A 22,548-nucleotide genomic window follows, 5' to 3' on the forward strand; every position below is an offset into this window, starting at 1 on the left:
GGGGTCAGCCCCGACGCGGGTCGGTCGGCGGCCGCGGGGTGGCCGGAGCCGGGGACGCCGCCGGGGGCGCCGCCGGAGTCGAGGGGGCGGGGCCGGCCGGGCCGCGCGGAGCGGGGGCGCCGCCACCGAGGGCACGTGCGAGGTCGCCGGCGGCGCCGGGACGGGCCGTGGCCTCCTCGTTGGCCGCGCGCACCGCGAGGTAGATCTCCTCGCGGTGGATCTGGACGTCACCGGGCGCCTCGATGCCCAGGCGCACCTTGTCGCCGCTGATCTCGAGGACCGTCACGACGATGTCGTGGCGGATCCGGATGGCCTCGTGGGGGCGTCGGCTCAGGACGAGCACGCGAGCACCCCCCGGCCGAGCAGCCCGGCGCCGGTCATGCGGCCACCAGGGGCGCCCGCAGGGGGAGGTCCTGCCCGGTGAGGACGACCTGCTCGGCGTCGGAGGTGCGGGTGTTGACGACGAGGGGGGCGAGGAGGTTGGCCGTCGAGCGGGTGATGTCTTCGGCGATCGTCACGACGACGAGGACGAGGGCGTCCTCGGCGGTGCTCAGGTGCAGCCGGTCGGCCGTCGCGTCGTCGATCTCGGGGTGGTAGTCGGGGAAGAACGCGGCCGCGTCGGCGGTGACGAAGCTCGGGCCGGCGTCCCCGACGGGGGCGAGGTCGAACAGCCCGGTGGCGACCGCCCGCACCTCGTACTCGGTGGCGGGGAAGCCCACGAGGCCCTCGGGCAGGTGGATCCGACGGACGTCGAGGTCCGCCTCCTGGGTCGGCTGGGTCATCCGGTCCCTCACGTGGTCTCGTCGAAGAGGCGCCCGGCGGTGTCCCGGTCACGCCGTCCGCTGGCGGTGTAGGTGGAGCCGGCGCCGGCTCCGTGGAAGCGCGAGAGCGCCTCCTCGATGGCCTGCGCGCTCGAGGCGAGCAGCTCGCGGTTGGCGAGGGCCGCCTGGAGGAGCGCGGCGGTGGCCTCGCCCAGGGCGTGCCGGTGCTCGGCGAGCACCTGGTCCCAGGGCGCCGGCACGGCCTCGGCCAGCTCGCGCAGGCTGGCCTGCGGGGACAGGCCGAGGGCCTCGGTGAGGGGGAGGAGGTCGACCGAGCGCGCGAGCTCCGAGGAGCGGATCGTCGCGATCGTGTCGTCGACCTCGCGGGTCGAGCGGGCGAGCCAGCCGGAGCGCGCGGTCTCGACGAGGGCCCGCTGGACCTCGATGCGGTAGGCGAGCACGTCGAGCAGCTCGCGGGTGCGCCACAGCGACTCGGACAGGTCCGCGCAGGCGGCGGCGATGTCGGTCTGGCTGTCGGGCACGGTGTCCTCATCGGGTCGGGCGGGGCGGACTTGAGCGGCTCCGCGGGACGGATCCGGCTCTGGGTGCTCCAGCCAGTCTGCCACGCGCGCGCGCACGCGTGGCGCAGGCGCGGATCGGCACGACAACCGGCCGTTCGGACGACCCCCGGTGACCGGTCGGAGACGCCCCCGGTGGCCGAAGGGATCGAAGTCGGCCCCGGAGCCTTCTACGGCTGGCGACATGCTCGGACGTCCCTCGACAGTGGACCCATGACCACCACGGCCTCCCCTGCGGCCCCCCGTCACGACGTGGACGCGCTCTGCCGCGAGCACCTCCCGATCGTCAGCTACGAGGTGCGCGCCCTCAGCGCCCGCCTCCCCTCCCACGTGGCGACCGACGACCTGACGTCGGCCGGCCTCTTCGCCCTCGCGTCGGCCGCCGAGTCGTTCGACGCGAGCCGGGGCGTGCCGTTCGGCCGCTACGCGGCGACCCGCATCAAGGGAGCCCTCCTCGACGAGCTGCGCTCGATGGACTGGGCGACGCGCTCGGTCCGCACCCGGGCCCGCGAGCTCGACGCCATCCGGGGCGCGATGACCTCCGAGCTGGGCCGTGAGCCGGCAGAGCGCGAGCTCGCCGACCGCCTCGGCGTCGGGGTCGAGGCCGTGCGCCAGGTCTCCGAGGCGGTGCACCGCTCGGTCGTCGTCCGCCTCGACTCGCTCGTCGACGCCGGGGTCGCGGACGCGGCCCTGCCGCGCGACGAGCGCACCCCCGAGGACGTCGTGGTCCAGCGCGAGCGCGAGAGCTACCTCTCGGCCGCGGTCGCGGCACTGCCCGAGCGGCTGCGCATCGTCGTCCAGGCCACGTTCTTCGAGGACCGGCTCCTCAAGGACGTCGCCGAGGAGCTCGGGGTCACCGAGTCCCGTGTCTCGCAGCTGCGCACGGAGGCCCTCGGGATGCTCCGCGACGGGATGCGCGCCACGCACGGCGAGGAGCGCCCCGCCGCCGCGGCCGCCGCGACGACCGCCGCCGCCCGCCGCCGCGCGGGCTACTACGCCGACATCGCCCAGCGCGCCTCCATGGCGCAGCGGGGCTCCGTCGCCGGCCGCCCGGCCGGCGTCCGGTTCGCGGGCTGACGCCCGCGCACCACCCCTGAACGGTCTCGGCGGAAAAAGTTCGCCGGGGCCCTCAAGTCCCTCACGGCGCCGCCGATGAGGGGTGTGCCGCCCCGACTGGGAGCGGCACGGATCGCCACGGACGGCGGTCCGAGACCCCATCCAAGGAGGAAACATCATGGGTCTGCAGGTCAACACCAACGTCGCCGCTCTGAACGCCTACCGGCACCTCAGCTCCACCCAGAGCTCGATGAACACCAGCCTCGAGCGCCTGTCCTCGGGTCTGCGCATCAACCGCGCCGCGGACGACGCCGCCGGCCTGGCGATCAGCGAGAAGCTGCGCGCCCAGACCAACGGTCTCTCCCAGGCCACGTCCAACGCCCAGGACGCGATCTCCCTCGTCCAGACGGCTGAGGGTGCGCTCAACGAGACGCACTCGATCCTCCAGCGCATGCGCCAGCTGGCGGTCCAGTCGGGCAACGACACGAACACCGCGGACGACCGCCTCGCCATCCAGAGCGAGGTGACCGCCCTCAACGACGAGCTCGACCGCATCGCCAACACCACCCAGTTCAACGGGCAGAACCTCCTCGACGGCACTGGTGGCACCGCCGGCACCTTCACGTTCCAGATCGGCGCCAACAGCGGCCAGACCGTCGACGTCGCGTTCGCGCAGGCCGACACGACGACCCTCGGCACCGACACCCTGGACGTGTCGACCTCGACCGGCGCGACGGCCGCGCTCACCGCGATCGACGCCGCCATCAAGACCGTCTCGGGCAACCGGGCCGACCTCGGTGCGGTGCAGAACCGTCTGCAGCACACCATCAACAGCCTGAGCGTCGCGTCGGAGAACGCGGCCGCCGCCGAGTCGCGCATCCGTGACACCGACATGGCGAAGGAGATGAGCTCCTTCAGCCGGAGCCAGATCCTCTCCCAGGCCGGCGTCTCGATGCTCGCCCAGGCGAACAGCGCCCCGCAGTCCGTCCTCAAGCTCCTCGGCTGAGCCTGAGCACTGACTGACACCGTCGCCCGGGTCCGGCTCTCGCACGGATCCGGGCGAACGGTCAGCACCACCAGCGAGGAAGGAACAGGACCATGGCGGGAGTCGACGGGCTGATCTCCGGCCTCAACACGACGCAGATCATCAGCCAGCTGATGACCGTCGAGCGGCAGTCGGGCGCGGGCCTGACGAAGGGCAAGACCGCCAGCCAGACGATGGTCAGCGTCCTCCAGTCGCTCAACACGCAGATGCTGTCCCTGCGCGACGCCGCGAAGTTCTTCGTCCCCGACCCGCTCCTCAAGACCTCGGGCTGGACGACCACGACCTCCACCTCCTCCGCGCCGAGCGCCGTCTCCGTCGTCACCGACGGCACGGCCCTGCCGGGGACCACGACCTTCACGGTGTCGAGCGTCGCCTCCGCCGGGTCCGCGGTCTCGAAGGGGTCGGTCGCCTCGACCTCCACCGCCGTCACCGCCGGCCCGGTCGTCGCCGCGAAGGGCCTCGGGGCGCTCGGCGCCTCCGCCCTCCTCGCGGGCACGACGCTCGCGGCCGGGTCCCACACCGTCAAGGTGACCCAGGCCTCGGGTGGCGCCACCCTCTCCGGCGTCCCCCTCGGCTCGACCGTGACCATCGGCTCCGGCGCCCAGCTCGTCGTCGACCTCGGGTCCGGCCCCCAGAGCATCAGCATCGCCGCCGGCACCTACACCCCGTCGCAGCTCGCGGCCGAGGTGACGCGCGCGGCCGGCGGCGGCCTCACCGCGACCGCCGGCGACGACGGTGCGCTGCGCCTGGCCACCACCCGCGAGGGCAGCGCCGCCTCGCTCCAGGTCGTCTCCGCCGACCCCGCGCTCGGCCTCACCGACACGACCACGACCGCCCACGGCACCGACGGCGTCGTCGAGCTCGACGGCGTCGCGACGACGCTCAGCGACCTCGGCCCCGGCTCCACCGTCACGCTCGCCGGGGCGGGCACGGACTCCGTGCAGCTGTCGCTCGCGGGCGGCCTGCGGGCCGGCACGGCGACCCTCGCGGACCTCGGCCTCGCGGCGGGGTCGAACATCGCCCAGGTCGCCTCGGCCGCGACCTCCTCGTCGCTCGGCCTCTCCGGCACGACCATCAAGGTCGGCGACGCCGCCTACAAGCTCCAGCTCACCTCGTCGACCACCGGCGCCGCGTCCGACGTCATGGTCTCGGCCGGCGCGTTCGGGGCGAGCGGCCTCGGCGACCTCGTCGAGCTCCAGACCCCGACCGACACGGTGCTGCGCGTCGGCACCGGCCCGGGCGCCTTCGACGTCCGCTCGGCGAGCAAGGACGTCACCGGACTGCTGCCGGGGACGACCATCACCGCGACGAAGGCCGACCCGACGACGCCGGTCACCGTGACCGTCGCCGGTGACTCCTCCGGCATCGCGGACAAGATGCAGGCCCTGGTCGACGCGGCGAACGCCGCCATCTCGTTCATCGGCGCGCGCTCCGGCTTCAACGGCGACACCAAGACCGCCGGTGTGCTGCTGGGCAACTCGCTGACCCAGAACATCGTGCGCCGGGTCACCGACGCCGCGGTCGGCGGCTCCGCCTCGCAGCCCTCCGCCGCCGGCATCACCGTCGGACGCGACGGCAAGATCGCCCTCGACAAGACGGCCTTCCTCGCCGCCTACGCCAAGGACCCGGCCAAGGTGACGGCCAACCTCACGAAGATGGCGTCGAGCATCGCCGACGTCGCCCAGCAGGCCGCCGACCCGCTCAAGGGCTCGATCACCAACGCGGTGAAGTCCGAGCAGGGCCGGATCCGCGACTACACGAACCAGATCGCGTCCTTCGAGACGCGGATGTCGCTGCGCGAGGACACCCTCAAGCGGCAGTACGCCGCCCTGGAGTCCCTCCTCGGGACCGTCAAGTCCCAGGGCGACTGGCTGACCGGCCAGCTGAAGACCCTCCCGACCAACTCGAGCTCGAACTGAGCCAGGAGACGACGACGTGACCACCACCGCCACCCTGCGCCGCCTCTACCAGAGCGACTCCGTGACGACGGCCTCCCCGAGCCGCCTCGTCGTGCTGCTCTTCGACCGGCTCGTCAAGGACCTGCACCTCGCGATGATCGCCATCGAGAAGCGCGACATCCAGGGTTCGCACCACGCGCTGCGGCACGCGCAGGACGTCGTCACCGAGCTCTCGACCTCGCTCGACCTCGAGATGTGGCCCGAGGGTCGCGGCCTGGCCGCCCTCTACGACTACGTCGTCGAGCGCCTCGTCCGGGCCAACGCGACGAAGTCGCACGAGCTCGTGGCCGAGGTGCTCGAGCTCGTCGAGCCGCTGCGCGAGGCCTTCACGACCGTCTCGGCCACCGCGGAGGCGTCGTGACCGTCGCCGACCTCTCCTGGGACGACGCACTCGACGCGGTCGAGGGCGACCTCGCGCGCGCCGAGCACGCCGTGCGCTCGGGGGACCTCGTCGACCTCGCGGAGGTGCTCGGCCGCTCGCCGCGCGCCACCGGCCCGCTGCCGGAGCGGCTCGCCTCCCGCGCCACCGCCGCGCTCGAGCGCACGCGCGCGCTCGAGGCCGAGATCGGCGATCGGATGGCCGCCACGGTCCGTGCCCTCGGTGCCGACGAGCGCCGCCCGCACACCACCCCCGTCCGGCAGACGCCGGCCTACGTCGACGCGAGGGCCTGAGATGTCCAGCGCCTCCTCCCTCGGCATGGGCCTGAGCGCCCTCCAGGCCGCCCAGCGCGGACTCGAGATCGCCGGCCAGAACATCAGCAACGTCAACACGCCCGGCTACACGCGCCAGCGCATCGACCAGGCCGCCGCGTCGAGCACCGACGTGCCGTCGATGTTCGGGCGCATCCCGGCGATCGGCGAGGGCGTCGTCGTGCTCGGCACGACCCGCATCCAGGACCAGCTCCTCGAGGTCCGTGCGCAGCAGACCCGCGGCGCCGCGACGGCGGCCACCCAGGTCGCCAACGGCTACTCGATGGTCGAGTCCGCCTTCGGCGAGCCGGGCGACACCGGGCTGCAGGCCGGCATGGCCGAGTTCTGGAGCACGTGGGGCGACCTCGCGACCGACCCGACGAGCAGCGCGGCCCGCACGAGCGTGCTCGAGGAGGGCGGCCGCCTCGCCTCGCAGTTCCGCGAGCTCGCCGGCCGGCTCTCGACCCAGTGGGGCGGCACCCGCGAGGCGCTCAGCTCCTCGGTCGACCGCGTCAACCGGCTCGCCCAGGACGTGGGTGACCTCAACGACGCCATCCGCGCCTCGAAGGTCGCCGGCGTCAACACCTCCGAGCTCGAGGACCGCCGCGGCCAGCTCATCGGCCAGCTCGGCGACGTCGTCGGTGCCATCGCGCAGCCGATGGAGGACGGCACGATGACGCTGACGGTCGGCGGCTCGGTGCTCGTCTCCGGCGCGCACGTCAGCAGCCTCGCCGTGTCCGGCCCGTCCACCGGCCCCGGTGGCGCGAGCCCGGTCTCGGTCGTCTGGGCGGCCAGCGGCACCCCGGCCACGGTCGGCGCCGGCGAGATCGGTGGGATGCTCACGACGCTGGACAGCACGATCCCGACCGTCATGTCGCGCCTCGACGCCGTCGCCGCGTCGCTCGCGAGCACGGTCAACGCCCAGCAGGCCGCGGGCTACGACGCGACCGGCGCGGCCGGGGCCCCGTTCTTCGCCGGCACCTCCGCGGCGTCGCTGCGCCTCGCGCCGCTCACCGCGGCCGGGGTGGCCGCCTCCTCCGCGCCGCCGCCGGCCAGCGACGGCAAGAACGCCGACGGGATGTCGGCCCTCTCGGAGCTGCAGTCCGGCCCCGACGCCACCTACCGCGACCTCGTCGTCTCCATCGGCGTCCAGGTGCAGGGTGCCTCGCGGCGGGCCGACGTCCAGACCGCGCTCGCCGGCCAGGCCGAGTCGGCCCGGCTCGGGGTCTCCAGCGTGAGCGTCGACGAGGAGATGGTCTCGCTCATGGGCTTCCAGCACGCCTACGAGGCGGCCGCGCGCTTCATCAGCGCCGTCGACGAGACGCTCAACACGCTCATGCAGATGGCACGATGACCATGTCCGACGCCTCGCCCGTCCCCGGAGCACCGCGATGAACCGCGTCACGCCCAGCGCCACCCGCCAGCAGGTCGTCTCGTCGCTGCAGGCCAGCCTCGCGCGCCTGCAGGCGACCCAGGACCAGATCAGCTCGGGCAAGCGCCTCGGCAAGCCGTCGGACTCGCCGACCGACACCGCGACCGCGATGTCGCTGCGCTCCGAGAGCCTGCGCAACGAGCAGCTGCAGCGCGCGATGGACGACGGCGCCGGCTGGCTGGCCAGCGCGGACTCCGCCCTCATGCAGAGCGGCCCCCTGCTGCAGCGCGCGCGCCAGCTCGTGCTCGCGGGGACCAACGACACCAACAGCACCGACGAGCGCGCGGCGATGGCCGCCGAGCTCGACCAGCTGCGCTCGAGCCTGCTCGACGTCGCCAACACCCGCTACCTCGGCCGCGCGGTCTTCGCCGGCACGCAGGACACCGAGAACGCCTACGCGAGCAACGGGGCCTACCTCGGCAACACGACCGCGGTCGAGCGCCGCATCACGACGGGTCCGGACCGGCTGGAGGTCAGCATCGTGGGACCGCAGGCCTTCTCGACCCTCTTCGCCGACCCGAGCGACCCGGCCGGGGCCGGCATCCTGCAGCGGCTCTCCGACGCGCTGCGCAGCGGCGACAAGACGGCGATGGAGCAGGGCCTGAGCGACCTCGACGCCGCGAGCTCGACGCTGCGCACGAGCCAGAGCATCATCGGGTCGCGCACGACGCGGCTGGAGTCGGTCCGCAGCGTCAGCGAGACCGCGGCGACCCGCGCGTCGGTGCAGCTGTCGACCGTCGAGGGCATCGACCTCGCGAAGGCGCTGACCGACCTCAGCGTGCAGCAGACCGCCTACCAGGCGGCGCTCCAGGCGACGGCCAAGGTCGTCCAGCCGTCGATCCTCGACTTCCTGCGCTGACCCCGGCCCGGTGCACATTTCGGGGTGACCCCGAAAAGTGCACGAGACAAGGGAACGGTTCCGGGGTCTCGTGGACATTTCGGGGTGACCCCGAAAAGGTGAGGCACCGGGAGGGGCTCCGCGCAAGCCGACCGGGGAGGTCCGGCCGAGCGTCGGAACGTGACTCGGCCGTTCGGCCACACCGCGGTTGGCGCCTCAAGTCACCCGGGGGGACGCCGATGGGGCAGTCGGTCATGGATGGCCGTCAGCCGCCAGGGACGCGCGGCGTACCCGACGCACCACCGTTCGCGGATGGTGCGTGACGCCTCCAGGAGAACCATGATCGACCCCGTCGGCGACAGCACGTTCCGTGCTCTGGGCCGGGCGCTCACCGGTCTGTCGGTGCGCCAACGCACGATCGCGGACAACATCGCGAACCTCCAGACCCCCGGGTACACCGCGCAGCGCGTCGACTTCGAGAGCAGCCTCGCCTCCGCGTGGGCCTCCGGCGGCGACACCGGCTCGTCCTCCATCCGCACGATGGCGTCCTCCGACCCCGCCGGCCTCAACGGCAACAACGTCAACCTCGACGAGGAGACCCTCGCCGCCACCGAGACCGGACTGTCCTACCAGCTCGGCGTCCAGGCGATGACCGACCGCTTCCAGCGCCTGCGCAACGCGATCGGCGGTGCGTGATGGCCCTCTTCGGTGCGATGAACACCGCGGGCAGCGGTCTCCTGCTGCACCGCACCTGGCTCGACGCGATCTCCGACAACATCGCCAACGTCAACACCGTCCGCCCGACGAGCGAGAACGCCTTCCAGGCGCGCTACGTCGTCGCCCAGTCCCGGGGCAACGGCACGGGCGTCGACGTCGCCGGCATCCAGCTCTCCTCCGCGCAGGGCCGGCTCATCCACGACCCGAGCAACCCGATGGCCGACGCGCAGGGCTTCGTCCGCGCCCCCGACGTCGACCTCGGCGAGCAGATGACCCAGCTGATCATGTCGCAGCGCGGCTACCAGGCGAACCTCGCGACGGTCGAGCGCGCCCAGGCCGCCTACCAGCAGGCGATCGGGCTGGGCCGCTGATGAGCATCAGCCCGATCTCCTCGCTCGGCGCTCTGCCCCCCGTCGGGGCGACCCAGCGCGCCGCCGGCCCCCAGGCCGCCGGGTTCGGCGACGCCGTCACCCAGGGCCTCGAGAAGCTCGACCAGCTCCAGAAGGTCAGTGACACCAAGGCCGTCGAGGCCGTCACCGGCCAGCTGAGCGACGTCCACGACTACACGATCGCCGCCAACCAGGCCGCCGTCGCCACCCAGCTGACGGTCGCCGTCCGCAACAAGGCCGTCGAGGCCTTCACCGAGATCATGAGGATGCCCGTATGACCGGCCCGGACCCCAAGGCCCTCCTCGCGCGCGGCGGGAAGATGTTCTCCGACCTCACCTCCGGCCAGAAGATGGTCGCGCTCGTGGCGGTCCTCGGGGTGGCCATCGGTGGGTTCTTCTTCGTCCGCTGGGTCTCCACGCCGGCCTACGCGCCCCTGTTCACCGGCCTCAGCGCCTCGGACGCCGGCGCCGTCACCTCCGCGCTCACCGACGCGGGGACGCCCTACCAGCTCGCCGACGGCGGCCAGACCGTCCTCGTGCCGCAGGCGCAGGTCTACCAGCAGCGCATCTCGCTCGCGGGCCAGGGCCTGCCGGCGGGCGGCGGCGAGGGCGCGACCGGCTACTCGCTCCTGGACCAGCAGAGCATGACGAGCAGCGACTTCCAGCAGAAGGTCACCTACCAGCGCGCGCTCGAGGGCGAGCTGGCCAAGACCGTCCAGGCGCTCGACGGCGTGCAGTCGGCCGTCGTCCACCTCGCGGTCCCCCAGGAGGACGTCTTCACCTCCGACGCGACGAAGCCCACCGCCTCGGTCCTCGTCAAGACCGCCCCCGGCAAGACCCTCTCGACGGGCGCCGTCGACTCGATCGTCAACCTCGTCTCCGGCTCCGTGCCGAAGCTCGCCGCGGCCGACGTCACCGTCTCGGACGCGACCGGCCAGGTCCTCAGCGCCGGCGGCAACGGCACCGGCGCCGGGGGCAGCGACGCCCGCCAGACCCAGCAGCGCGCCGTCTCGGACGCCGCCGCCGCCAACCTCCAGTCGATGCTCGACAAGGTCGTCGGCCCGGGCAAGGCCGTCGTCCGCGTCGACGCCACCCTCAACTTCGACGCACAGCAGACCGACCGCGAGACCTACATCCCGACCAAGCCGCAGACCACCACGCAGCTGCAGACCTCCAAGGAGACCTACACCGGCACCGGCGCCCCCGCCGGCGGTGTGCTCGGCGGCACGACGACCACGGGAGCCGGTGGCACGGGCTCGTACTCGAAGACCGAGACCAGCCAGACCAACGCGCTCGGCACCCTCAAGGAGTCGGTCAAGAGCACCCCGGGCAAGGTCGAGCGGATGTCCGTCGCGGTCCTCCTGGACTCCGCCGCCTCGGCCTCGGTCAGCTCCAACGACATCACCCGCCTCGTCACCGCGGCCGCCGGCCTCGACCCCAAGCGCGGCGACCTCGTCGAGGTCACCTCGCTGCCCTTCGACACCTCCGCGGCCGCCGCCGCGCAGAAGGAGCTCGAGGCCGCCGCCGCGGACGCCAAGCAGCAGAACATGATCGACCTCGCCAAGACCGGCGGGCTCGCGCTCCTCGTCCTCCTGGCCCTCGTCTTCGGGTTCCTCCGCAGCCGCCGCCGCAAGGGCGACGCCGAGCCCGAGGAGATCGAGTACTACCGCGTGCCCGAGGGCCCGGCCCCCGCCGACGCCGTCCTCGAGATGGCCGAGGCCCGCGCCGCCCTGCCGATGCCCGCGGAGACCCAGCTCGTCACCGCCGGCTCCGGCGCCGTCGAGTCGATGGCCCGCGACAACCCCGACGACGTGGCCCGCCTGCTGCGCGGCTGGATCTCGGAGGGGGCGAAGTGACCGTCACCGCCCAGCCGATGAGCGGCATCCGCAAGGCGGCGCTGCTGCTCATCCAGCTCGGCCCGGACCAGTCGGCGCCGGTGCTGCGCTCGCTGCGCCCGGAGGAGATCGAGGCCCTCATGGCCGAGGTCGCCGCGATGGACGTCGCCGACGAGGACTCGCGCGAGGCCGTCCTCGCCGAGTTCCACGAGATGGTGCGGGTCAGCAAGCAGCGCACCCGCGGTGGCTTCGACATCGCCGAGGAGATGCTCGTCAAGGCCGAGCACGAGCAGTCGCGCGAGATCCTCGGGCGGCTCTCCACGGCCATCACGCACGCCCCGTTCGCGTCGCTGCGCACGGTCGACGGCGCCCTGCTGCGTCCGTTCCTCGAGGACGAGCACCCGCAGACCATCGCCCTCGTGCTCGGGCACCTCTCGAGCGAGCAGGCGGCCCTCGTCCTGTCCGGCCTGGCCGACGCGGTCCGCGCCGACGTCGCCCACCGCCTCGCGACGATGGACAAGACGAGCCCCGAGGTCGTCCGGGTCGTCGAGTCGCACCTCGTCCGCAGCCTCGCGACCCTCGGCGACGCCCGCGACCACGTGACCGTCGGCGGCCTCGACCCCCTCGTCGGCATCATGAACCGCTCGCAGCGCGAGACCGAGCGCGCCATCCTCCTCGGTATCGAGGAGCGCGACCCCACCCTCGCCGAGGACCTGCGCTCGAAGATGTTCGCCTTCACCGACATCGTCGACCTCGACGACCGGACGATCCAGCTCGTCCTGCGCCAGGTCGACGCCAAGGAGCTCGCGCTCGCCCTCAAGGGTGCGCCGCCGGCGGTGCGGGACAAGGTGTTCCGCAACATGTCCGAGCGCTCCGCGGCCGCCCTCCAGGAAGAGGTCGAGGTGCTCGGCCCGGTCCGCACGGCCCAGGTGGAGGAGGCCCGCTCCGCCGTCGTCAAGGGCATCCGTGCCCTCGAGGAGGCCGGCGAGATCGTCATGTCCCGGGCGGGAGGCAGCGATGACCTCGTCCACTGACCTCCGCCCGACGACCCTCCTGCGCGGCGCGGACGAGCTGCGCCCGGCGAGCTTCGGCCGTCAGCTCGCGCCCGCCGGCGACCCCGCCGGCGTCGGCATCCCCGCCGAGTGGCTCGAGGGCCGCGAGGCCGGGATCGCCGCCGGCCGGCGCGAGGCCGCCGCCGAGCAGCTCGCCTGGCTGGAGCGCGCCGAGGCCGCCACCGCCGCCGAGCGCGCCGAGCAGGCCCGCCGCGTCACCGCGGCGCTCGCCGGCATCGGCCGCGCCGCCGAGGACGCCGTCGCCGGGCTCACCGTCCGTGACGTCCTCACCACCGCCGCGGCCCTCGCCGTCGACATCGCCGAGGCGCTCGTCGGCCACCACCTCGAGGTCGACGGCTGCGCTGCCCGCGACGCCGTCGCCCGGGCGCTCACCGAGGTGCCGCGCGGCGGCACCGTCCTCGTCCGCCTCAACCCGGACGACGCCGAGCTGCTCGCCGCCTCCGCCGAGGACCTCGGCGCTCTCGCCCCCACCTCCGTCCTCGAGCTCGTCGCCGACCCCGCCGTCGAGCGCGGCGGCTGCCTCGCCGACGTCGGCGACCGCACCGTCGACGCGCAGCTCTCCTCGGCCCTCACCCGCGTCCGCGAGGTGCTCGCGCGATGACGACCACCCTCCACGACGAGCTCGTCGCCGCGGCCCGCCCCCGGGTCACCGGCCGGGTCACCCGCGCCGTCGGCGTCGGCCTCGAGGTCAGCGGCCTCGACGTCGCCGTCGGCGAGGCCGTGCGCGTCGTGGGGGAGCGCGGCTCGATCCTCGCCGAGGTCGTCGCCCTCGACGACGGCACCGCCCGCTGCATGCCGGTCGGCGAGCTGCGCGGCGTCCGCGTCGGCGACCGCGTCGAGGCCACCGGCGGCCCGCTGCGCGTGCCGGTCGGCGACGGCCTCGTCGGCCGCGTCGTCAACGCGCTCGGCCAGCCGATCGACGGTGGTCCGGCGCTGACCGACGTCCAGTGGGTCGGCACCGACGGCACCCCGCCGCCGGCGATGACGCGCGAGCGCATCAACACCCAGCTCGGCCTCGGCATCCGCGCCTTCGACACGCTCATCCCGTGCGGCCGCGGCCAGCGCATGGGCATCTTCGCCGGCTCGGGCGTCGGCAAGTCGAGCCTGCTGTCGATGATCGTCCGCGGCACCGACGCCCCGGTCACGGTCCTCGCGCTCGTCGGCGAGCGCGGCCGCGAGGTGCGCGAGTTCGTCGAGCACGACCTCGGCCCCGAGGGCCTGGCCCGCGCCGTCGTCGTCGTGGCGACCTCCGACGAGCCGGCGCTCGTGCGCCTGCACGCGGCGTTCACCGCGACCCGGATCGCCGAGTGGTTCCGCGACCAGGGTCGCGACGTCCTCCTCGCGATGGACAGCGTCACACGCGTCGCGATGGCCCAGCGCGAGGTCGGCCTCGCCGCCGGCGAGCCCCCGACGACCCGCGGCTACCCGCCGTCGGTCTTCGGCATCCTGCCGCGGCTGCTCGAGCGCGCCGGCACCGCCGAGCGCGGCAGCATCACCGGCCTCTACACGGTGCTCGTCGAGGGCGACGACATGAACGACCCCGTGGCCGACGCCGTGCGCTCCATCCTCGACGGCCACGTCGTGCTCGACCGCCGCCTCGCGACCGCCGGCCACTACCCGTGCATCGACGTCCTCGAGTCGGTCTCGCGCGCCAACCGCGCCCTCACCGACCCGCAGCAGCGCGCCGCCGCCGACACCCTGCGCAGCCTCCTCGCCGCGCGCCGCGACGCCAAGGACCTCGTCGAGATCGGCGCCTACGTCGCCGGCACCAACCCGCTCGTCGACCGCGCCCTCGCGCAGAGCGGCGCCATCGACGCCTTCCTGCGCCAGGACCTCGACGACGTGACCGACGCCCGCGACAGCTGGGCCGCCCTCTCGAGCCTGGCGGGTGCGCTGTGAGCACCCGCACCGAGCGCCTGAAGACCGTGCTGCGCGTCCGCACCATCCAGGAGGAGCAGCGCCGCGGCGACCTCGCCCGCGCCGCCGCCGCGCAGGGGCGCGCCGCCGAGGCCGCCGCCGAGGCCGCGGCCCGCTACGGCGCGCGCGACGTCTGCGGCGTCGGCGTGCCGGTCGACCTCGCGACCTTCCTCGGGACGCGCGCCGCCGAGACCCGCCGGGCCGACGGCGTGGCCCACGCCGTGCGCGAGCAGGCCCTCGCCGAGGGCGAGACCGACCGCGCTCGCGCCCTGCTCACCGAGGCCCGCACGCGCACCTCGGGCCTCGAGCGGCTCGTCGAGCGCGCGGCCGAGGAGCAGCGCCTCGAGGTCCTCGCGGCCGACGAGCAGACCGCCGAGGAGTCGGTGCGCGGCCGCCGGACGGAGGACGAGGGATGAGCGTCGAGACCTCCGGCCCCGCCGCCGCATTCGCCCGGATGGCCGCCATCCAGGGCGCGATCGCCTCCGTCTCCGGCGGCGCCCGCACCCAGACGGCGGCCGCCACCACCGGGGCGTCGTCCTTCGACTCCGTCTACGGCGCCGCGCTCGAGGGCGTCGAGGGCGGCACCGACCTCGCCGGCGGCTCGTCCGTCGGTGGCTCCGACACCGGCTCGCGCGCGGTCGCCGCGGCCAAGAAGTACCTCGGCGTCCCCTACGTCTGGGGCGGCACCACGCCGAAGGGCCTCGACTGCTCGGGCCTGGTCCAGCTCGCCTACCGCGAGGTCGGCGTCGAGCTCCCCCGGGTCGCGGCCGACCAGGCGCGGCAGGGCACGGCGGTCCCGGACCTCGCCCACGCGCAGCCCGGCGACCTGCTCGCCTTCAACTCCCCGGTCACGCACATCGCGATCTACGTCGGCGACGGCAAGATGATCGCCGCTCCCAAGCGCGGGGACGTCGTGAAGATCCAGGACGTCTACAAGACGCCGACGGCCATCCGCCGGATCGGCCCGACCGTCGCGGAGGGCGTCTCCGCCACCGGCCCCACCGCCGCCACCGGTGGTGTCGCGGCCCTCTCCGGCAGCGGTGCGCCCGCCGGCCTCCACCAGCTGTTCTCGGCCGCGACGGCGCGCTACGGCCTCCCGGCCGGCCTGCTCGACGCGGTCGCCAAGGCCGAGAGCGGGTACGACCCGCGGGCGGTCAGCGGCGCCGGCGCCCAGGGCCTCATGCAGCTGATGCCGGCCACCGCGCGCGGCCTCGGCGTCGACCCGTTCGACCCGGCCCAGGCCGTCGACGGTGCGGCCCGGATGCTCAAGCGCGACCTCGCGCGCTTCGGCCGGCTCGACCTCGCGGTCGCGGCCTACAACGCCGGGGCCGGTGCCGTGCAGCGCTACGGCGGCATCCCGCCGTACGCGGAGACCCAGCAGTACGTCCGCCGAGTCCTCGGCACCCTGGGGGTGAGCTGATGTCCCTCGTCGTCACGCCGACCGTCGCGCCGCAGCCGGGCGCGTCGCGTCCCGGGCGGCCCGCCGCGTCCGACGACGGCTTCGCGGCCGTGCTCGCGGCCCGCTCCGGCGCCGCCTCCGACGAGGCGGCGCCCGCGCGCACCGACGACCGCGTCGACCCCGCCGACCCGCGTGAGCGGCGGCCCGTCGAGGCGAAGCCGGCCCGCGTCCGCGGCGAGCACGCCACCGACGGTCCGGCCGCCCGCACCACCCCGGACGACGGGGGAGCGGACCGCCCGGTCACCGCCGACGTCGACACCACCGACTCCGCCGACGTCGCCACGACCCCTGCGGTCGACCCCACCGCCCCCGAGGCCACGGCGACGACGGTCGTGCCCGCCCCGGCCGCCCCGCCCGCGGGTCTCGTCCTCCCGGTCGTCGTCGGCGCCCCGGTGGCCGCCACCCCGGACCAGACCCCGGTCGACACCGTGGCGACGACCGCCGGCGCCGCCCCGGCCGGCGCGTCCACGACGACCGCTGCCACGACGGTCCAGGACCCGACGAGCGACGGCACGGCGACCCACGGAACCACGACCGGGGGCACGACGACCTCCGGCGCGACCGTCCCGACCACGGACGCCGCGGCCACCGCGACCCCGGGTTCCGCGACCGCCACCACCGCGACCGCCACCACCGCCACCGACGCGGCGGCCCCGACGAGCGCTCCCGCCACCACGCCCGCGACCCCGGCCCCGGCCGGCGCGCCCGCACCGGAGGGTGCCACCGGCGACGCCGCCTCGGCGCCGACGACCGGTGCCCCGACGACCGGTGCGCCCGCCCCGGCCGCGACCGACGTCCCCGCGCCCGCCCACGCCGCGGTGCACGAGGCCCTGACGACGGCCGTCGCGAGCACGCCCGACACCACCCCGGCGCCGACCGTGGTGGCTCCCGCCCTCGCGGCGCCGGCGCCCGTCACCGGCGCGACGGCCACGGCGGCCACCCCGGCCGCCGCGCCCGTCCCGCAGCCGGCGCACACCCAGGTCCTCACCGCCGTGGGTCCGCTCCTCACGGGCGCCGACGGCAGCCACGAGCTGACCATCCGCCTCGACCCCGACGGCCTCGGCGCCGTGCACGTGCGCCTCTCGGTGAGCGGCGACGAGGTGCGGATGCACCTGACCGCCGCCGAGACCGGCACGCGGGACGCGCTGCGCGACGGCCTCACCGAGCTGAAGGCCCGTCTCGAGGAGTCCGGCCTGCGAGCCACGAGCCTCGACGTGGGCACCGGCAGCACACCCGGCCGGAACGGCGCCGACGCGCAGGACCTGCGGCAGCCGCGCCCGAGCGGGCACGCGACCGTCCGCCACGGCCCGGCGCCGCCGCTCGTGGCTCCGACGCCGGCATCCCTGCAGCACACCGACTCCCGACTCGACCTGAGGATGTGAACCCGATGACCACGATCCCCACCGGCGCCGCCGCCGCGGGGCAGGCGGCCGCCGCCGGCTCGACGGCCGCGACGAGCTCAAACAAGAGCTCGATCGACTCCGGCGCCTTCCTCAAGCTGCTCGTCGCGCAGCTGAAGTACCAGGACCCGAGCAAGCCGGTCGACAGCTCCGCCTTCATGGCCCAGACCGCGCAGATGCAGATGGTCGAGAGCATGAACCAGCTCGTGTCCCAGAACGCCGCCATGATCGGCGGCCAGAACAGCCTGAGCGCCCTCGCCCTCGTCGGCAAGGACGTCAGCTGGACCGTCGACGGCGTCACCAAGTCCGGTGTGGTTCAGGCCGTCAAGCTCGACTCCACAGGACCGCTCCTCGTCGTCGGCAGCGCCGAGGTCCCCCTCTCCGTCGTCTCCCGCGTCAGCCAGCACGGCACGGCCTGAGCCGCGCCGCCCCGACCTCGCACCACCGACCCCGAAGGACCCCACCATGCTCCGTTCGCTCTTCTCCGCCGTCACCGGCATGCGCAGCCACCAGACCGCGATGGACGTCATCGGCAACAACATCGCCAACGTCAACACCGCGGGCTTCAAGTCCAGCCAGACGCAGTTCCAGGACACCCTCAGCCAGGCGCTGCGCGCCGGCGGTGGCGGCGTCAACCCGGCCCAGGTCGGCCTCGGCGTCCAGGTCGCGGGTGTCGCGACGAACTTCAGCCAGGGCAGCGCCCAGACGACCAACCGCCCGAGCGACCTGATGATCTCCGGCGACGGGTTCTTCATCGTCCAGCAGGCCGGCTCGCAGGTGTACACCCGCTCCGGCGGCTTCTCGCTCGACGACCAGGGCAACCTCACCTCGCCCAACGGCGGTGTCGTGCAGGGCTGGCTGGCCGTCGACGGCCAGATCAACACCGGCACCTCGATGACCGGCCTGCGCGTGCCGACCGGCCTCATCATGGCGCCGACCCCGACGCAGGCGGTCGACGCGGGCGGCAACCTCTCCGCCGACGCCGCGGTCGGCGCGACGGTCGTCAACGGCATCGACGTCTTCGACCAGACCGGCCGCAGCATCCCGGTCACGCTGACCTACACCAAGACCGGCACGGACACCTGGTCCGCCGTCGCCACGGTGACCAACTCGGCCGGCAGCACCGCGACCGTCGGGTCGGCCAACCTCGCGTGGAACTCCACGACGATGGCCTTCACGCCCGAGACGGTGACGATGACCAACGGGGCGCTCGCCTCCGCGGGCTTCGTCTTCCCCGGCGACGTCGCGGTCAACCTCGCCGGCGACGGCACGCCGCTCACGCAGTACGCCGGCGCCAGCACGGCGACCCTGCGCGGCCAGGACGGCTCCTCGGCCGGCCAGCTGCAGAGCTGGGGCGTCGGCGCCGACGGCGTCATCACCGGCTCGTTCTCCAACGGCCGCACCCAGTCCCTCGGCATGGTCGCCCTCGCGTACTTCGGCAACCCCGAGGGCCTCGAGAAGGCCGGCGACACCTCCTACCGCGTCTCCGCCGCCTCCGGCCAGCCGGCCATCGGTGTGCCGGGCTCCGGTGGGCGCGGGTCCATCGCGGCCGGCCGCCTCGAGATGAGCAACGTCGACCTCGCGCAGGAGTTCACCAACCTCGTGATGATCCAGCGCGGCTTCCAGGCCAACTCCCGCGTCGTCAGCGCCTCCGACGAGATCCTCCAGGACCTCGTCAACCTCAAGCGCTGAGCCGGAGCCGGTCGATGACCGACGGTCCCTCGGCGGGCCCGCCCCCCTCGGGGGCGGGCCCGCTGGCGTGCCCGTCGGGCGACGGCACGCACGACCCCGCGCACGACCCCGCGGACGGCCCGCTCGCCCCCGCGATCCCCCTCGTCGGTACCCGCCCGGACCTCAAGTCCTGGGCCCGGCTGCCGATGGGAACCCCGACGCGCCACGGACGGCGCATCCAGCACACCCAGGACGGACCCGGCCCCATGATCATCCTCACCCGCCGCAACGGCACGCGCTTCGGGATCAACCCCGACCTCGTCGAGCGCGTCGACGAGACCCCGGACACCATCGTCCTGCTCGTCACCGGCTCGCGCTACGTCGTGCAGGAGACCCTCGACGAGGTCGTCTCGATCATGCGCGAGTCGCGCGCCTCGGTCCTGCACGCCGCCGAGGAGTCCGGCACCGGCCAGCCCGGGTCCCGCCCCGGCGCCGGCCGCGTGGCCCTGCGTGCCGTCCGCGGCCTGGAGGACTGAGCCATGGAGCTCGCGACCATCGGTGGGATCGTCCTCGTCTTCGTGGCGGTCATCGTCTCGCTGATCATGGAGGGCGCCTCGCCCACCTCGATCATCCTCATCCCGCCGATCATCCTCGTCTTCCTCGGCAGCATCGGCGCCGCCGTCGCCGGTGGCTTCCTCTCCGACGTCTCCTCGATCCTCAAGCAGACGGTCAAGGCCTTCACGACCTCCGCCCCGAAGAGCGCCGACGCCGTAACCGAGCTCATCGGCCTGGCCGACATCGCCCGCCGCGAGGGCCTGCTCGCCCTCGAGGAGAAGGCCCGCAGCGCCGAGGACCCGTTCCTGCGCGAGGGCCTGGAGATGACGGTCGACGGCACCGACGCCGACGAGATCTACGACGTCCTCGCCGCCCGCATCAAGACGCGCAAGAAGGCCGACCAGCTCGGCATCAAGTTCTTCGCCGACATGGGCGGGTACGCGCCGACCATCGGCATCATCGGCACCGTCATCGGCCTCATCCACGTCCTGAGCAACCTCGACGCCCCCGAGGAGCTCGGCCACCTCATCGCCGGCGCCTTCGTCGCGACGCTCTGGGGCGTCATGACGGCCAACGTCATGTGGCTGCCGCTCTCGAGCAAGCTCAAGCGGATCAGCGAGGCCGAGGCCCTGCACCTCGAGATGGTGCTCGAGGGCATCATGTCGATCCAGGCCGGCACCAGCCCGCGCGTCGTCGAGAAGCGGCTGCGCGCCGTCATCGCCGGTGACGCCCCGCTCCAGGACGCGGCGTGAGCGGCCCCGGGCCCGGCGGCAAGCGTCGCAAGGGCCACGAGGAGGAGCACGAGGGCGGTCACGAGAACGCCGAGCGCTGGCTCCTCAGCTACGCCGACATGATCACGCTGCTCATGGCGCTGTTCATCGTCCTCTTCGCGATCAGCCAGGTCGACCAGCAGAAGCTCCTCCAGCTCTCCTCGGGCCTGCAGGAGTCCTTCGGCGCCCCGCAGATCACGAACCACACCAACGGCGTCCTCGACGGCACCTCAATCGACTCGGCCATCCAGGCGATCGCGCCGATCGCGCCGCAGGTGACGAGCGACATCGCGTCGGCCCCCGGCAAGTCGCAGACCTGCGTGCCGGTGGACGAGAAGGCCAAGCAGGCCTCCCGCGACCAGCTGACCGCGGTCCGGCAGAAGATCACCAAGGCGCTCGCCGCCCAGGGGATGGCCAACGCCGCGCACTTCGAGGTGCGTGACGACGGGCTCGTCGTCGACATCGTCTCCGACCGGGTGCTCTTCGACCCGGGCCAGGCGACGCTGCGCGACGGCGGACGCAAGGTCCTCACCGCGATGGCCCCGACCCTGCGCCAGCTGTCGAACACGATGACCATCGAGGGCCACACCGACGACGTGCCGGTGGCCAGCTTCTACCGCTCCAACTGGGAGCTCTCCGCCTCCCGCGCGACGACGGTGCTCGAGTACCTCATCGCCTCCGGCGTCCGCGGCAAGCAGCTCTCCGCCGCCGGCTACGCCGACCAGCGCCCGCTCGCGAGCAACACGACCGACGCCGGCCGGGCCCGCAACCGCCGGGTCGCCGTCGTGGTCCACGCCGCGACGACCGGCGCCACCTCCTCCACCTCGACCAGCGCCACCGCCACCGCCACCTCAGGAGGCTCCCGATGAGCACCGCCACCGTCCCCGCCGCCGCGGCCGCCGCCGCCGCGCCGGAGAAGAAGAAGCCGATGATGCTCATCGCCGTCGTCGTGGCCCTCGTCATGGCCGGCGCCGGGTACTGGTTCTTCCTCAAGCCCTCGTCGGCCGAGGGGGCCGAGGCGCCCAAGCCCGAGCCGACCCCCGGCGTCGTCGTCGACCTCGACCCCCTGACCCTCAACCTCGCCGACGGCCGCTACCTCAAGATGGGCCTCTCGCTCGAGGTCACCGAGGAGGCCCAGGCCGCCGCCGGCAAGGAGGGCGTCAACGGTGCCAAGGCGCGCGACGCCGCCATTACCATCCTCGGCCAGCGCACCTACGAGCAGATGCTGCAGCCGAAGACCAAGGAGGCGGCCATCAAGACGCTCGAGAAGGAGATCAAGAAGCGTTACGACGGCGACGTGATGGACGTCTACGTGACGGAGCTGGTCATGCAGTGACCCTGCACTGACCCTCGGCCTTCGGGCCGGCACGGACAGGGAGCCGGCCCGCAGCCACCCGGTCGGGGGACGCCGCCCACTCGGGCGCTCGTCCCCCACCGGGTCGGCCGAACGGCCCTTGCTGCCCACGTGCGACACGAACCGCTCAGGTCCCCCCGGTGGGTGCCGATGGGCAGGCCGTGAGTGTGGAGCCACAGACGTACGACTTCCGGAGCCCGGACCGCCTCTCGCGACAGCGTGAGCAGGCGCTCCAGGTCGTCGTCGAGACCTGGGCGCGGCGCGTCTCCACCGTGCTGTCGACCGCCCTGCACACGATCGTGCCCGCGAAGGTGGTCGCGCTCGGCCAGTGCACCTACGGCGAGTACCTCGAGTCGATGGCCCGCCCCAGCGTGCTCGGCGCGCTCGCGGTCGAGAACCTCCCCGGCGGCGGCCACCTCCAGCTCTCGCTCGGTGACGCCATGGGCTTCGTCGACCGCATGCTCGGCGGCTCCGGCACCGGCGCGCAGCCCGAGCGGCCCCTCACGGAGATCGAGTCCGGTGTGGCCGAGCTGCTCCTGGCCCAGATGGTCGGCGAGCTGCCCTTCTCGTTCACCGTCATCGGCGACCTGCCCGTCGCGATGACCGGCCTGGAGTCGACGGTGCGCTTCCACCAGGTCGCCCGCACCACCGATCCCGTCGTCACGGTCGAGCTCGAGCTGCTCGTCTTCGAGCGGCCGGTCCCGCTGACCGTCGCGGTCACCCTCGCCACGCTCACCCCGCTGCTCACGTCCCTCGACAAGATGGCCGACGACGACGGCGCGGGGGAGCGGGCCGCGCAGGTCCGCCGCGTCGTGACCGACCGCCTCGGCCAGGTCGAGGTCGACGTCGCCGTCTCCTTCCGCGAGGTCACGCTGACCTCCGCCGAGGTCTTCGCCCTCTCCGTCGGTGACGTCGTCCCCCTGCGCCACCGCACCGCGGAGCCGCTCCTCGTGTCCGCCGGTGGCACCCGCGTCGCCCGCGCGACGCCCGGCAGCCACGGCCGCCGCCTCGCCGTCCAGATCGTCCCCTGACCCCCGACCCGACCGGAGAC

At 74.0% G+C, this 22,548-nt stretch carries 27 protein-coding genes; 24 read left to right on the forward strand and 3 right to left on the reverse strand.

Going from position 1 to position 22,548, the window contains the following annotated elements; translation table 11 throughout:
- Positions 1–4 precede the first annotated feature (4 nt).
- From csrA to flgN, 3 genes are read right to left on the reverse strand one after another with little or no spacing between them, the layout of a single operon-like run.
- Positions 5–343, reverse strand: coding sequence for a carbon storage regulator CsrA (gene csrA, locus IG69_RS0112545; RefSeq protein WP_036830000.1), 339 nt, complete (start codon positions 341–343; stop codon positions 5–7).
- Between the two features lie 34 nt (positions 344–377).
- On the reverse strand, positions 378–782 hold the full coding sequence (fliW, locus tag IG69_RS20270; RefSeq protein WP_051750516.1) for a flagellar assembly protein FliW: 405 nt from the start codon (positions 780–782) through the stop codon (positions 378–380).
- Positions 783–790: 8 nt separating this feature from the next.
- The gene (flgN, locus tag IG69_RS0112555; RefSeq protein WP_051750517.1) at positions 791–1,303 is read right to left on the reverse strand and encodes a flagellar export chaperone FlgN; all 513 of its coding nucleotides are present in this window, start codon (positions 1,301–1,303) and stop codon (positions 791–793) included.
- A gap of 249 nt (positions 1,304–1,552) precedes the next feature.
- Here flgN and IG69_RS0112560 point away from each other — a divergent pair, with 249 nt between their 5' ends.
- The 24 genes from IG69_RS0112560 to IG69_RS0112675 all read left to right on the forward strand — a co-directional run bounded on the left by IG69_RS0112560 (position 1,553) and on the right by IG69_RS0112675 (position 22,528).
- Positions 1,553–2,416: a sigma-70 family RNA polymerase sigma factor gene (locus IG69_RS0112560; protein ID WP_030528523.1), complete on the forward strand. Its 864-nt coding sequence runs from the start codon at positions 1,553–1,555 to the stop codon at positions 2,414–2,416.
- A 157-nt stretch (positions 2,417–2,573) separates the two neighbouring features.
- Entirely contained in the window at positions 2,574–3,401 is an 828-nt protein-coding gene (locus IG69_RS0112565) for a flagellin N-terminal helical domain-containing protein (protein ID WP_030528524.1), read from the forward strand.
- 92 nt (positions 3,402–3,493) lie between these two features.
- Entirely contained in the window at positions 3,494–5,359 is a 1,866-nt protein-coding gene (gene fliD / locus IG69_RS21080) for a flagellar filament capping protein FliD (RefSeq protein WP_051750518.1), read from the forward strand.
- Positions 5,360–5,375: 16 nt separating this feature from the next.
- Positions 5,376–5,759, forward strand: a complete 384-nt coding sequence (gene fliS / locus IG69_RS0112575; RefSeq protein WP_030528526.1) for a flagellar export chaperone FliS — start codon at positions 5,376–5,378, stop codon at positions 5,757–5,759.
- Positions 5,756–6,070: a hypothetical protein gene (locus IG69_RS0112580; RefSeq protein ID WP_030528527.1), complete on the forward strand. Its 315-nt coding sequence runs from the start codon at positions 5,756–5,758 to the stop codon at positions 6,068–6,070. Before fliS ends, IG69_RS0112580 begins: the two co-directional genes overlap by 4 nt.
- 1 nt (position 6,071) lies before the next feature.
- Complete coding sequence (gene flgK / locus IG69_RS0112585; protein WP_030528528.1) at positions 6,072–7,442, forward strand: flagellar hook-associated protein FlgK; 1,371 nt, start codon at positions 6,072–6,074, stop codon at positions 7,440–7,442.
- A gap of 37 nt (positions 7,443–7,479) precedes the next feature.
- Entirely contained in the window at positions 7,480–8,379 is a 900-nt protein-coding gene (flgL, locus tag IG69_RS0112590) for a flagellar hook-associated protein FlgL (protein WP_030528529.1), read from the forward strand.
- 318 nt (positions 8,380–8,697) lie between these two features.
- On the forward strand, positions 8,698–9,054 hold the full coding sequence (locus IG69_RS0112595) for a flagellar basal body rod protein FlgB (protein ID WP_030528530.1): 357 nt from the start codon (positions 8,698–8,700) through the stop codon (positions 9,052–9,054).
- Positions 9,054–9,446: a flagellar basal body rod protein FlgC gene (locus IG69_RS0112600; RefSeq protein WP_030528531.1), complete on the forward strand. Its 393-nt coding sequence runs from the start codon at positions 9,054–9,056 to the stop codon at positions 9,444–9,446. The genes IG69_RS0112595 and IG69_RS0112600 overlap by 1 nt, the downstream gene beginning before the upstream one ends.
- Positions 9,446–9,742: a flagellar hook-basal body complex protein FliE gene (fliE, locus tag IG69_RS0112605; protein ID WP_030528532.1), complete on the forward strand. Its 297-nt coding sequence runs from the start codon at positions 9,446–9,448 to the stop codon at positions 9,740–9,742. The genes IG69_RS0112600 and fliE overlap by 1 nt, the downstream gene beginning before the upstream one ends.
- Entirely contained in the window at positions 9,739–11,319 is a 1,581-nt protein-coding gene (gene fliF, locus IG69_RS0112610; RefSeq protein ID WP_030528533.1) for a flagellar basal-body MS-ring/collar protein FliF, read from the forward strand. Before fliE ends, fliF begins: the two co-directional genes overlap by 4 nt.
- A complete protein-coding gene (fliG, locus tag IG69_RS0112615) occupies positions 11,316–12,332 on the forward strand; it encodes a flagellar motor switch protein FliG (protein WP_245616144.1) in 1,017 nt (338 codons plus the stop codon). The genes fliF and fliG overlap by 4 nt, the downstream gene beginning before the upstream one ends.
- Complete coding sequence (locus IG69_RS0112620; RefSeq protein WP_051750519.1) at positions 12,316–12,972, forward strand: FliH/SctL family protein; 657 nt, start codon at positions 12,316–12,318, stop codon at positions 12,970–12,972. Before fliG ends, IG69_RS0112620 begins: the two co-directional genes overlap by 17 nt.
- Positions 12,969–14,270: a FliI/YscN family ATPase gene (locus IG69_RS0112625; protein WP_030528536.1), complete on the forward strand. Its 1,302-nt coding sequence runs from the start codon at positions 12,969–12,971 to the stop codon at positions 14,268–14,270. Before IG69_RS0112620 ends, IG69_RS0112625 begins: the two co-directional genes overlap by 4 nt.
- On the forward strand, positions 14,267–14,704 hold the full coding sequence (locus IG69_RS0112630; protein ID WP_030528537.1) for a hypothetical protein: 438 nt from the start codon (positions 14,267–14,269) through the stop codon (positions 14,702–14,704). Before IG69_RS0112625 ends, IG69_RS0112630 begins: the two co-directional genes overlap by 4 nt.
- Positions 14,701–15,708, forward strand: a complete 1,008-nt coding sequence (locus IG69_RS0112635; RefSeq protein ID WP_030528538.1) for a transglycosylase SLT domain-containing protein — start codon at positions 14,701–14,703, stop codon at positions 15,706–15,708. Before IG69_RS0112630 ends, IG69_RS0112635 begins: the two co-directional genes overlap by 4 nt.
- Positions 15,708–17,129: a flagellar hook-length control protein FliK gene (locus tag IG69_RS0112640; protein WP_030528539.1), complete on the forward strand. Its 1,422-nt coding sequence runs from the start codon at positions 15,708–15,710 to the stop codon at positions 17,127–17,129. Before IG69_RS0112635 ends, IG69_RS0112640 begins: the two co-directional genes overlap by 1 nt.
- Positions 17,130–17,134: 5 nt before the next feature.
- Positions 17,135–17,566: a flagellar hook assembly protein FlgD gene (locus IG69_RS0112645; protein ID WP_030528540.1), complete on the forward strand. Its 432-nt coding sequence runs from the start codon at positions 17,135–17,137 to the stop codon at positions 17,564–17,566.
- Positions 17,567–17,612: 46 nt separating this feature from the next.
- On the forward strand, positions 17,613–18,839 hold the full coding sequence (locus tag IG69_RS0112650) for a flagellar hook protein FlgE (RefSeq protein WP_030528541.1): 1,227 nt from the start codon (positions 17,613–17,615) through the stop codon (positions 18,837–18,839).
- 14 nt (positions 18,840–18,853) lie between these two features.
- On the forward strand, positions 18,854–19,354 hold the full coding sequence (locus IG69_RS23000; protein ID WP_051750520.1) for a flagellar FlbD family protein: 501 nt from the start codon (positions 18,854–18,856) through the stop codon (positions 19,352–19,354).
- A 3-nt stretch (positions 19,355–19,357) separates the two neighbouring features.
- Entirely contained in the window at positions 19,358–20,125 is a 768-nt protein-coding gene (locus IG69_RS0112660) for a motility protein A (RefSeq protein WP_030528543.1), read from the forward strand.
- Entirely contained in the window at positions 20,122–21,012 is an 891-nt protein-coding gene (locus tag IG69_RS0112665; protein ID WP_051750521.1) for a flagellar motor protein MotB, read from the forward strand. Before IG69_RS0112660 ends, IG69_RS0112665 begins: the two co-directional genes overlap by 4 nt.
- Complete coding sequence (locus tag IG69_RS0112670; RefSeq protein WP_030528545.1) at positions 21,009–21,479, forward strand: flagellar basal body-associated FliL family protein; 471 nt, start codon at positions 21,009–21,011, stop codon at positions 21,477–21,479. The genes IG69_RS0112665 and IG69_RS0112670 overlap by 4 nt, the downstream gene beginning before the upstream one ends.
- Before the next feature lie 185 nt (positions 21,480–21,664).
- Complete coding sequence (locus IG69_RS0112675) at positions 21,665–22,528, forward strand: flagellar motor switch protein FliM (RefSeq protein WP_051750522.1); 864 nt, start codon at positions 21,665–21,667, stop codon at positions 22,526–22,528.
- The last annotated feature ends 20 nt before the right edge of the window (positions 22,529–22,548 follow it).

This window comes from Phycicoccus jejuensis (assembly GCF_000720925.1).
GTDB classification, from domain to species: domain Bacteria; phylum Actinomycetota; class Actinomycetes; order Actinomycetales; family Dermatophilaceae; genus Phycicoccus; species Phycicoccus jejuensis.

What these genes read in the sequence shown, in the direction of transcription:
- fliW (WP_051750516.1), bottom strand. Translation starts at nt 782, where the DNA reads ATGACCCAGCCGACCCAGGAGGCGGACCTCGACGTCCGTCGGATCCAC.
- IG69_RS0112560 (WP_030528523.1), top strand. Translation starts at nt 1,553, where the DNA reads ATGACCACCACGGCCTCCCCTGCGGCCCCCCGTCACGACGTGGACGCG.
- IG69_RS0112565 (WP_030528524.1), top strand. Translation starts at nt 2,574, where the DNA reads ATGGGTCTGCAGGTCAACACCAACGTCGCCGCTCTGAACGCCTACCGG.
- fliD (WP_051750518.1), top strand. Translation starts at nt 3,494, where the DNA reads ATGGCGGGAGTCGACGGGCTGATCTCCGGCCTCAACACGACGCAGATC.
- flgK (WP_030528528.1), top strand. Translation starts at nt 6,072, where the DNA reads ATGTCCAGCGCCTCCTCCCTCGGCATGGGCCTGAGCGCCCTCCAGGCC.
- flgL (WP_030528529.1), top strand. Translation starts at nt 7,480, where the DNA reads ATGAACCGCGTCACGCCCAGCGCCACCCGCCAGCAGGTCGTCTCGTCG.
- IG69_RS0112595 (WP_030528530.1), top strand. Translation starts at nt 8,698, where the DNA reads ATGATCGACCCCGTCGGCGACAGCACGTTCCGTGCTCTGGGCCGGGCG.
- IG69_RS0112600 (WP_030528531.1), top strand. Translation starts at nt 9,054, where the DNA reads ATGGCCCTCTTCGGTGCGATGAACACCGCGGGCAGCGGTCTCCTGCTG.
- fliE (WP_030528532.1), top strand. Translation starts at nt 9,446, where the DNA reads ATGAGCATCAGCCCGATCTCCTCGCTCGGCGCTCTGCCCCCCGTCGGG.
- fliF (WP_030528533.1), top strand. Translation starts at nt 9,739, where the DNA reads ATGACCGGCCCGGACCCCAAGGCCCTCCTCGCGCGCGGCGGGAAGATG.
- IG69_RS0112620 (WP_051750519.1), top strand. Translation starts at nt 12,316, where the DNA reads ATGACCTCGTCCACTGACCTCCGCCCGACGACCCTCCTGCGCGGCGCG.
- IG69_RS0112625 (WP_030528536.1), top strand. Translation starts at nt 12,969, where the DNA reads ATGACGACCACCCTCCACGACGAGCTCGTCGCCGCGGCCCGCCCCCGG.
- IG69_RS0112635 (WP_030528538.1), top strand. Translation starts at nt 14,701, where the DNA reads ATGAGCGTCGAGACCTCCGGCCCCGCCGCCGCATTCGCCCGGATGGCC.
- IG69_RS0112640 (WP_030528539.1), top strand. Translation starts at nt 15,708, where the DNA reads ATGTCCCTCGTCGTCACGCCGACCGTCGCGCCGCAGCCGGGCGCGTCG.
- IG69_RS0112645 (WP_030528540.1), top strand. Translation starts at nt 17,135, where the DNA reads ATGACCACGATCCCCACCGGCGCCGCCGCCGCGGGGCAGGCGGCCGCC.
- IG69_RS0112650 (WP_030528541.1), top strand. Translation starts at nt 17,613, where the DNA reads ATGCTCCGTTCGCTCTTCTCCGCCGTCACCGGCATGCGCAGCCACCAG.
- IG69_RS23000 (WP_051750520.1), top strand. Translation starts at nt 18,854, where the DNA reads ATGACCGACGGTCCCTCGGCGGGCCCGCCCCCCTCGGGGGCGGGCCCG.
- IG69_RS0112660 (WP_030528543.1), top strand. Translation starts at nt 19,358, where the DNA reads ATGGAGCTCGCGACCATCGGTGGGATCGTCCTCGTCTTCGTGGCGGTC.
- IG69_RS0112670 (WP_030528545.1), top strand. Translation starts at nt 21,009, where the DNA reads ATGAGCACCGCCACCGTCCCCGCCGCCGCGGCCGCCGCCGCCGCGCCG.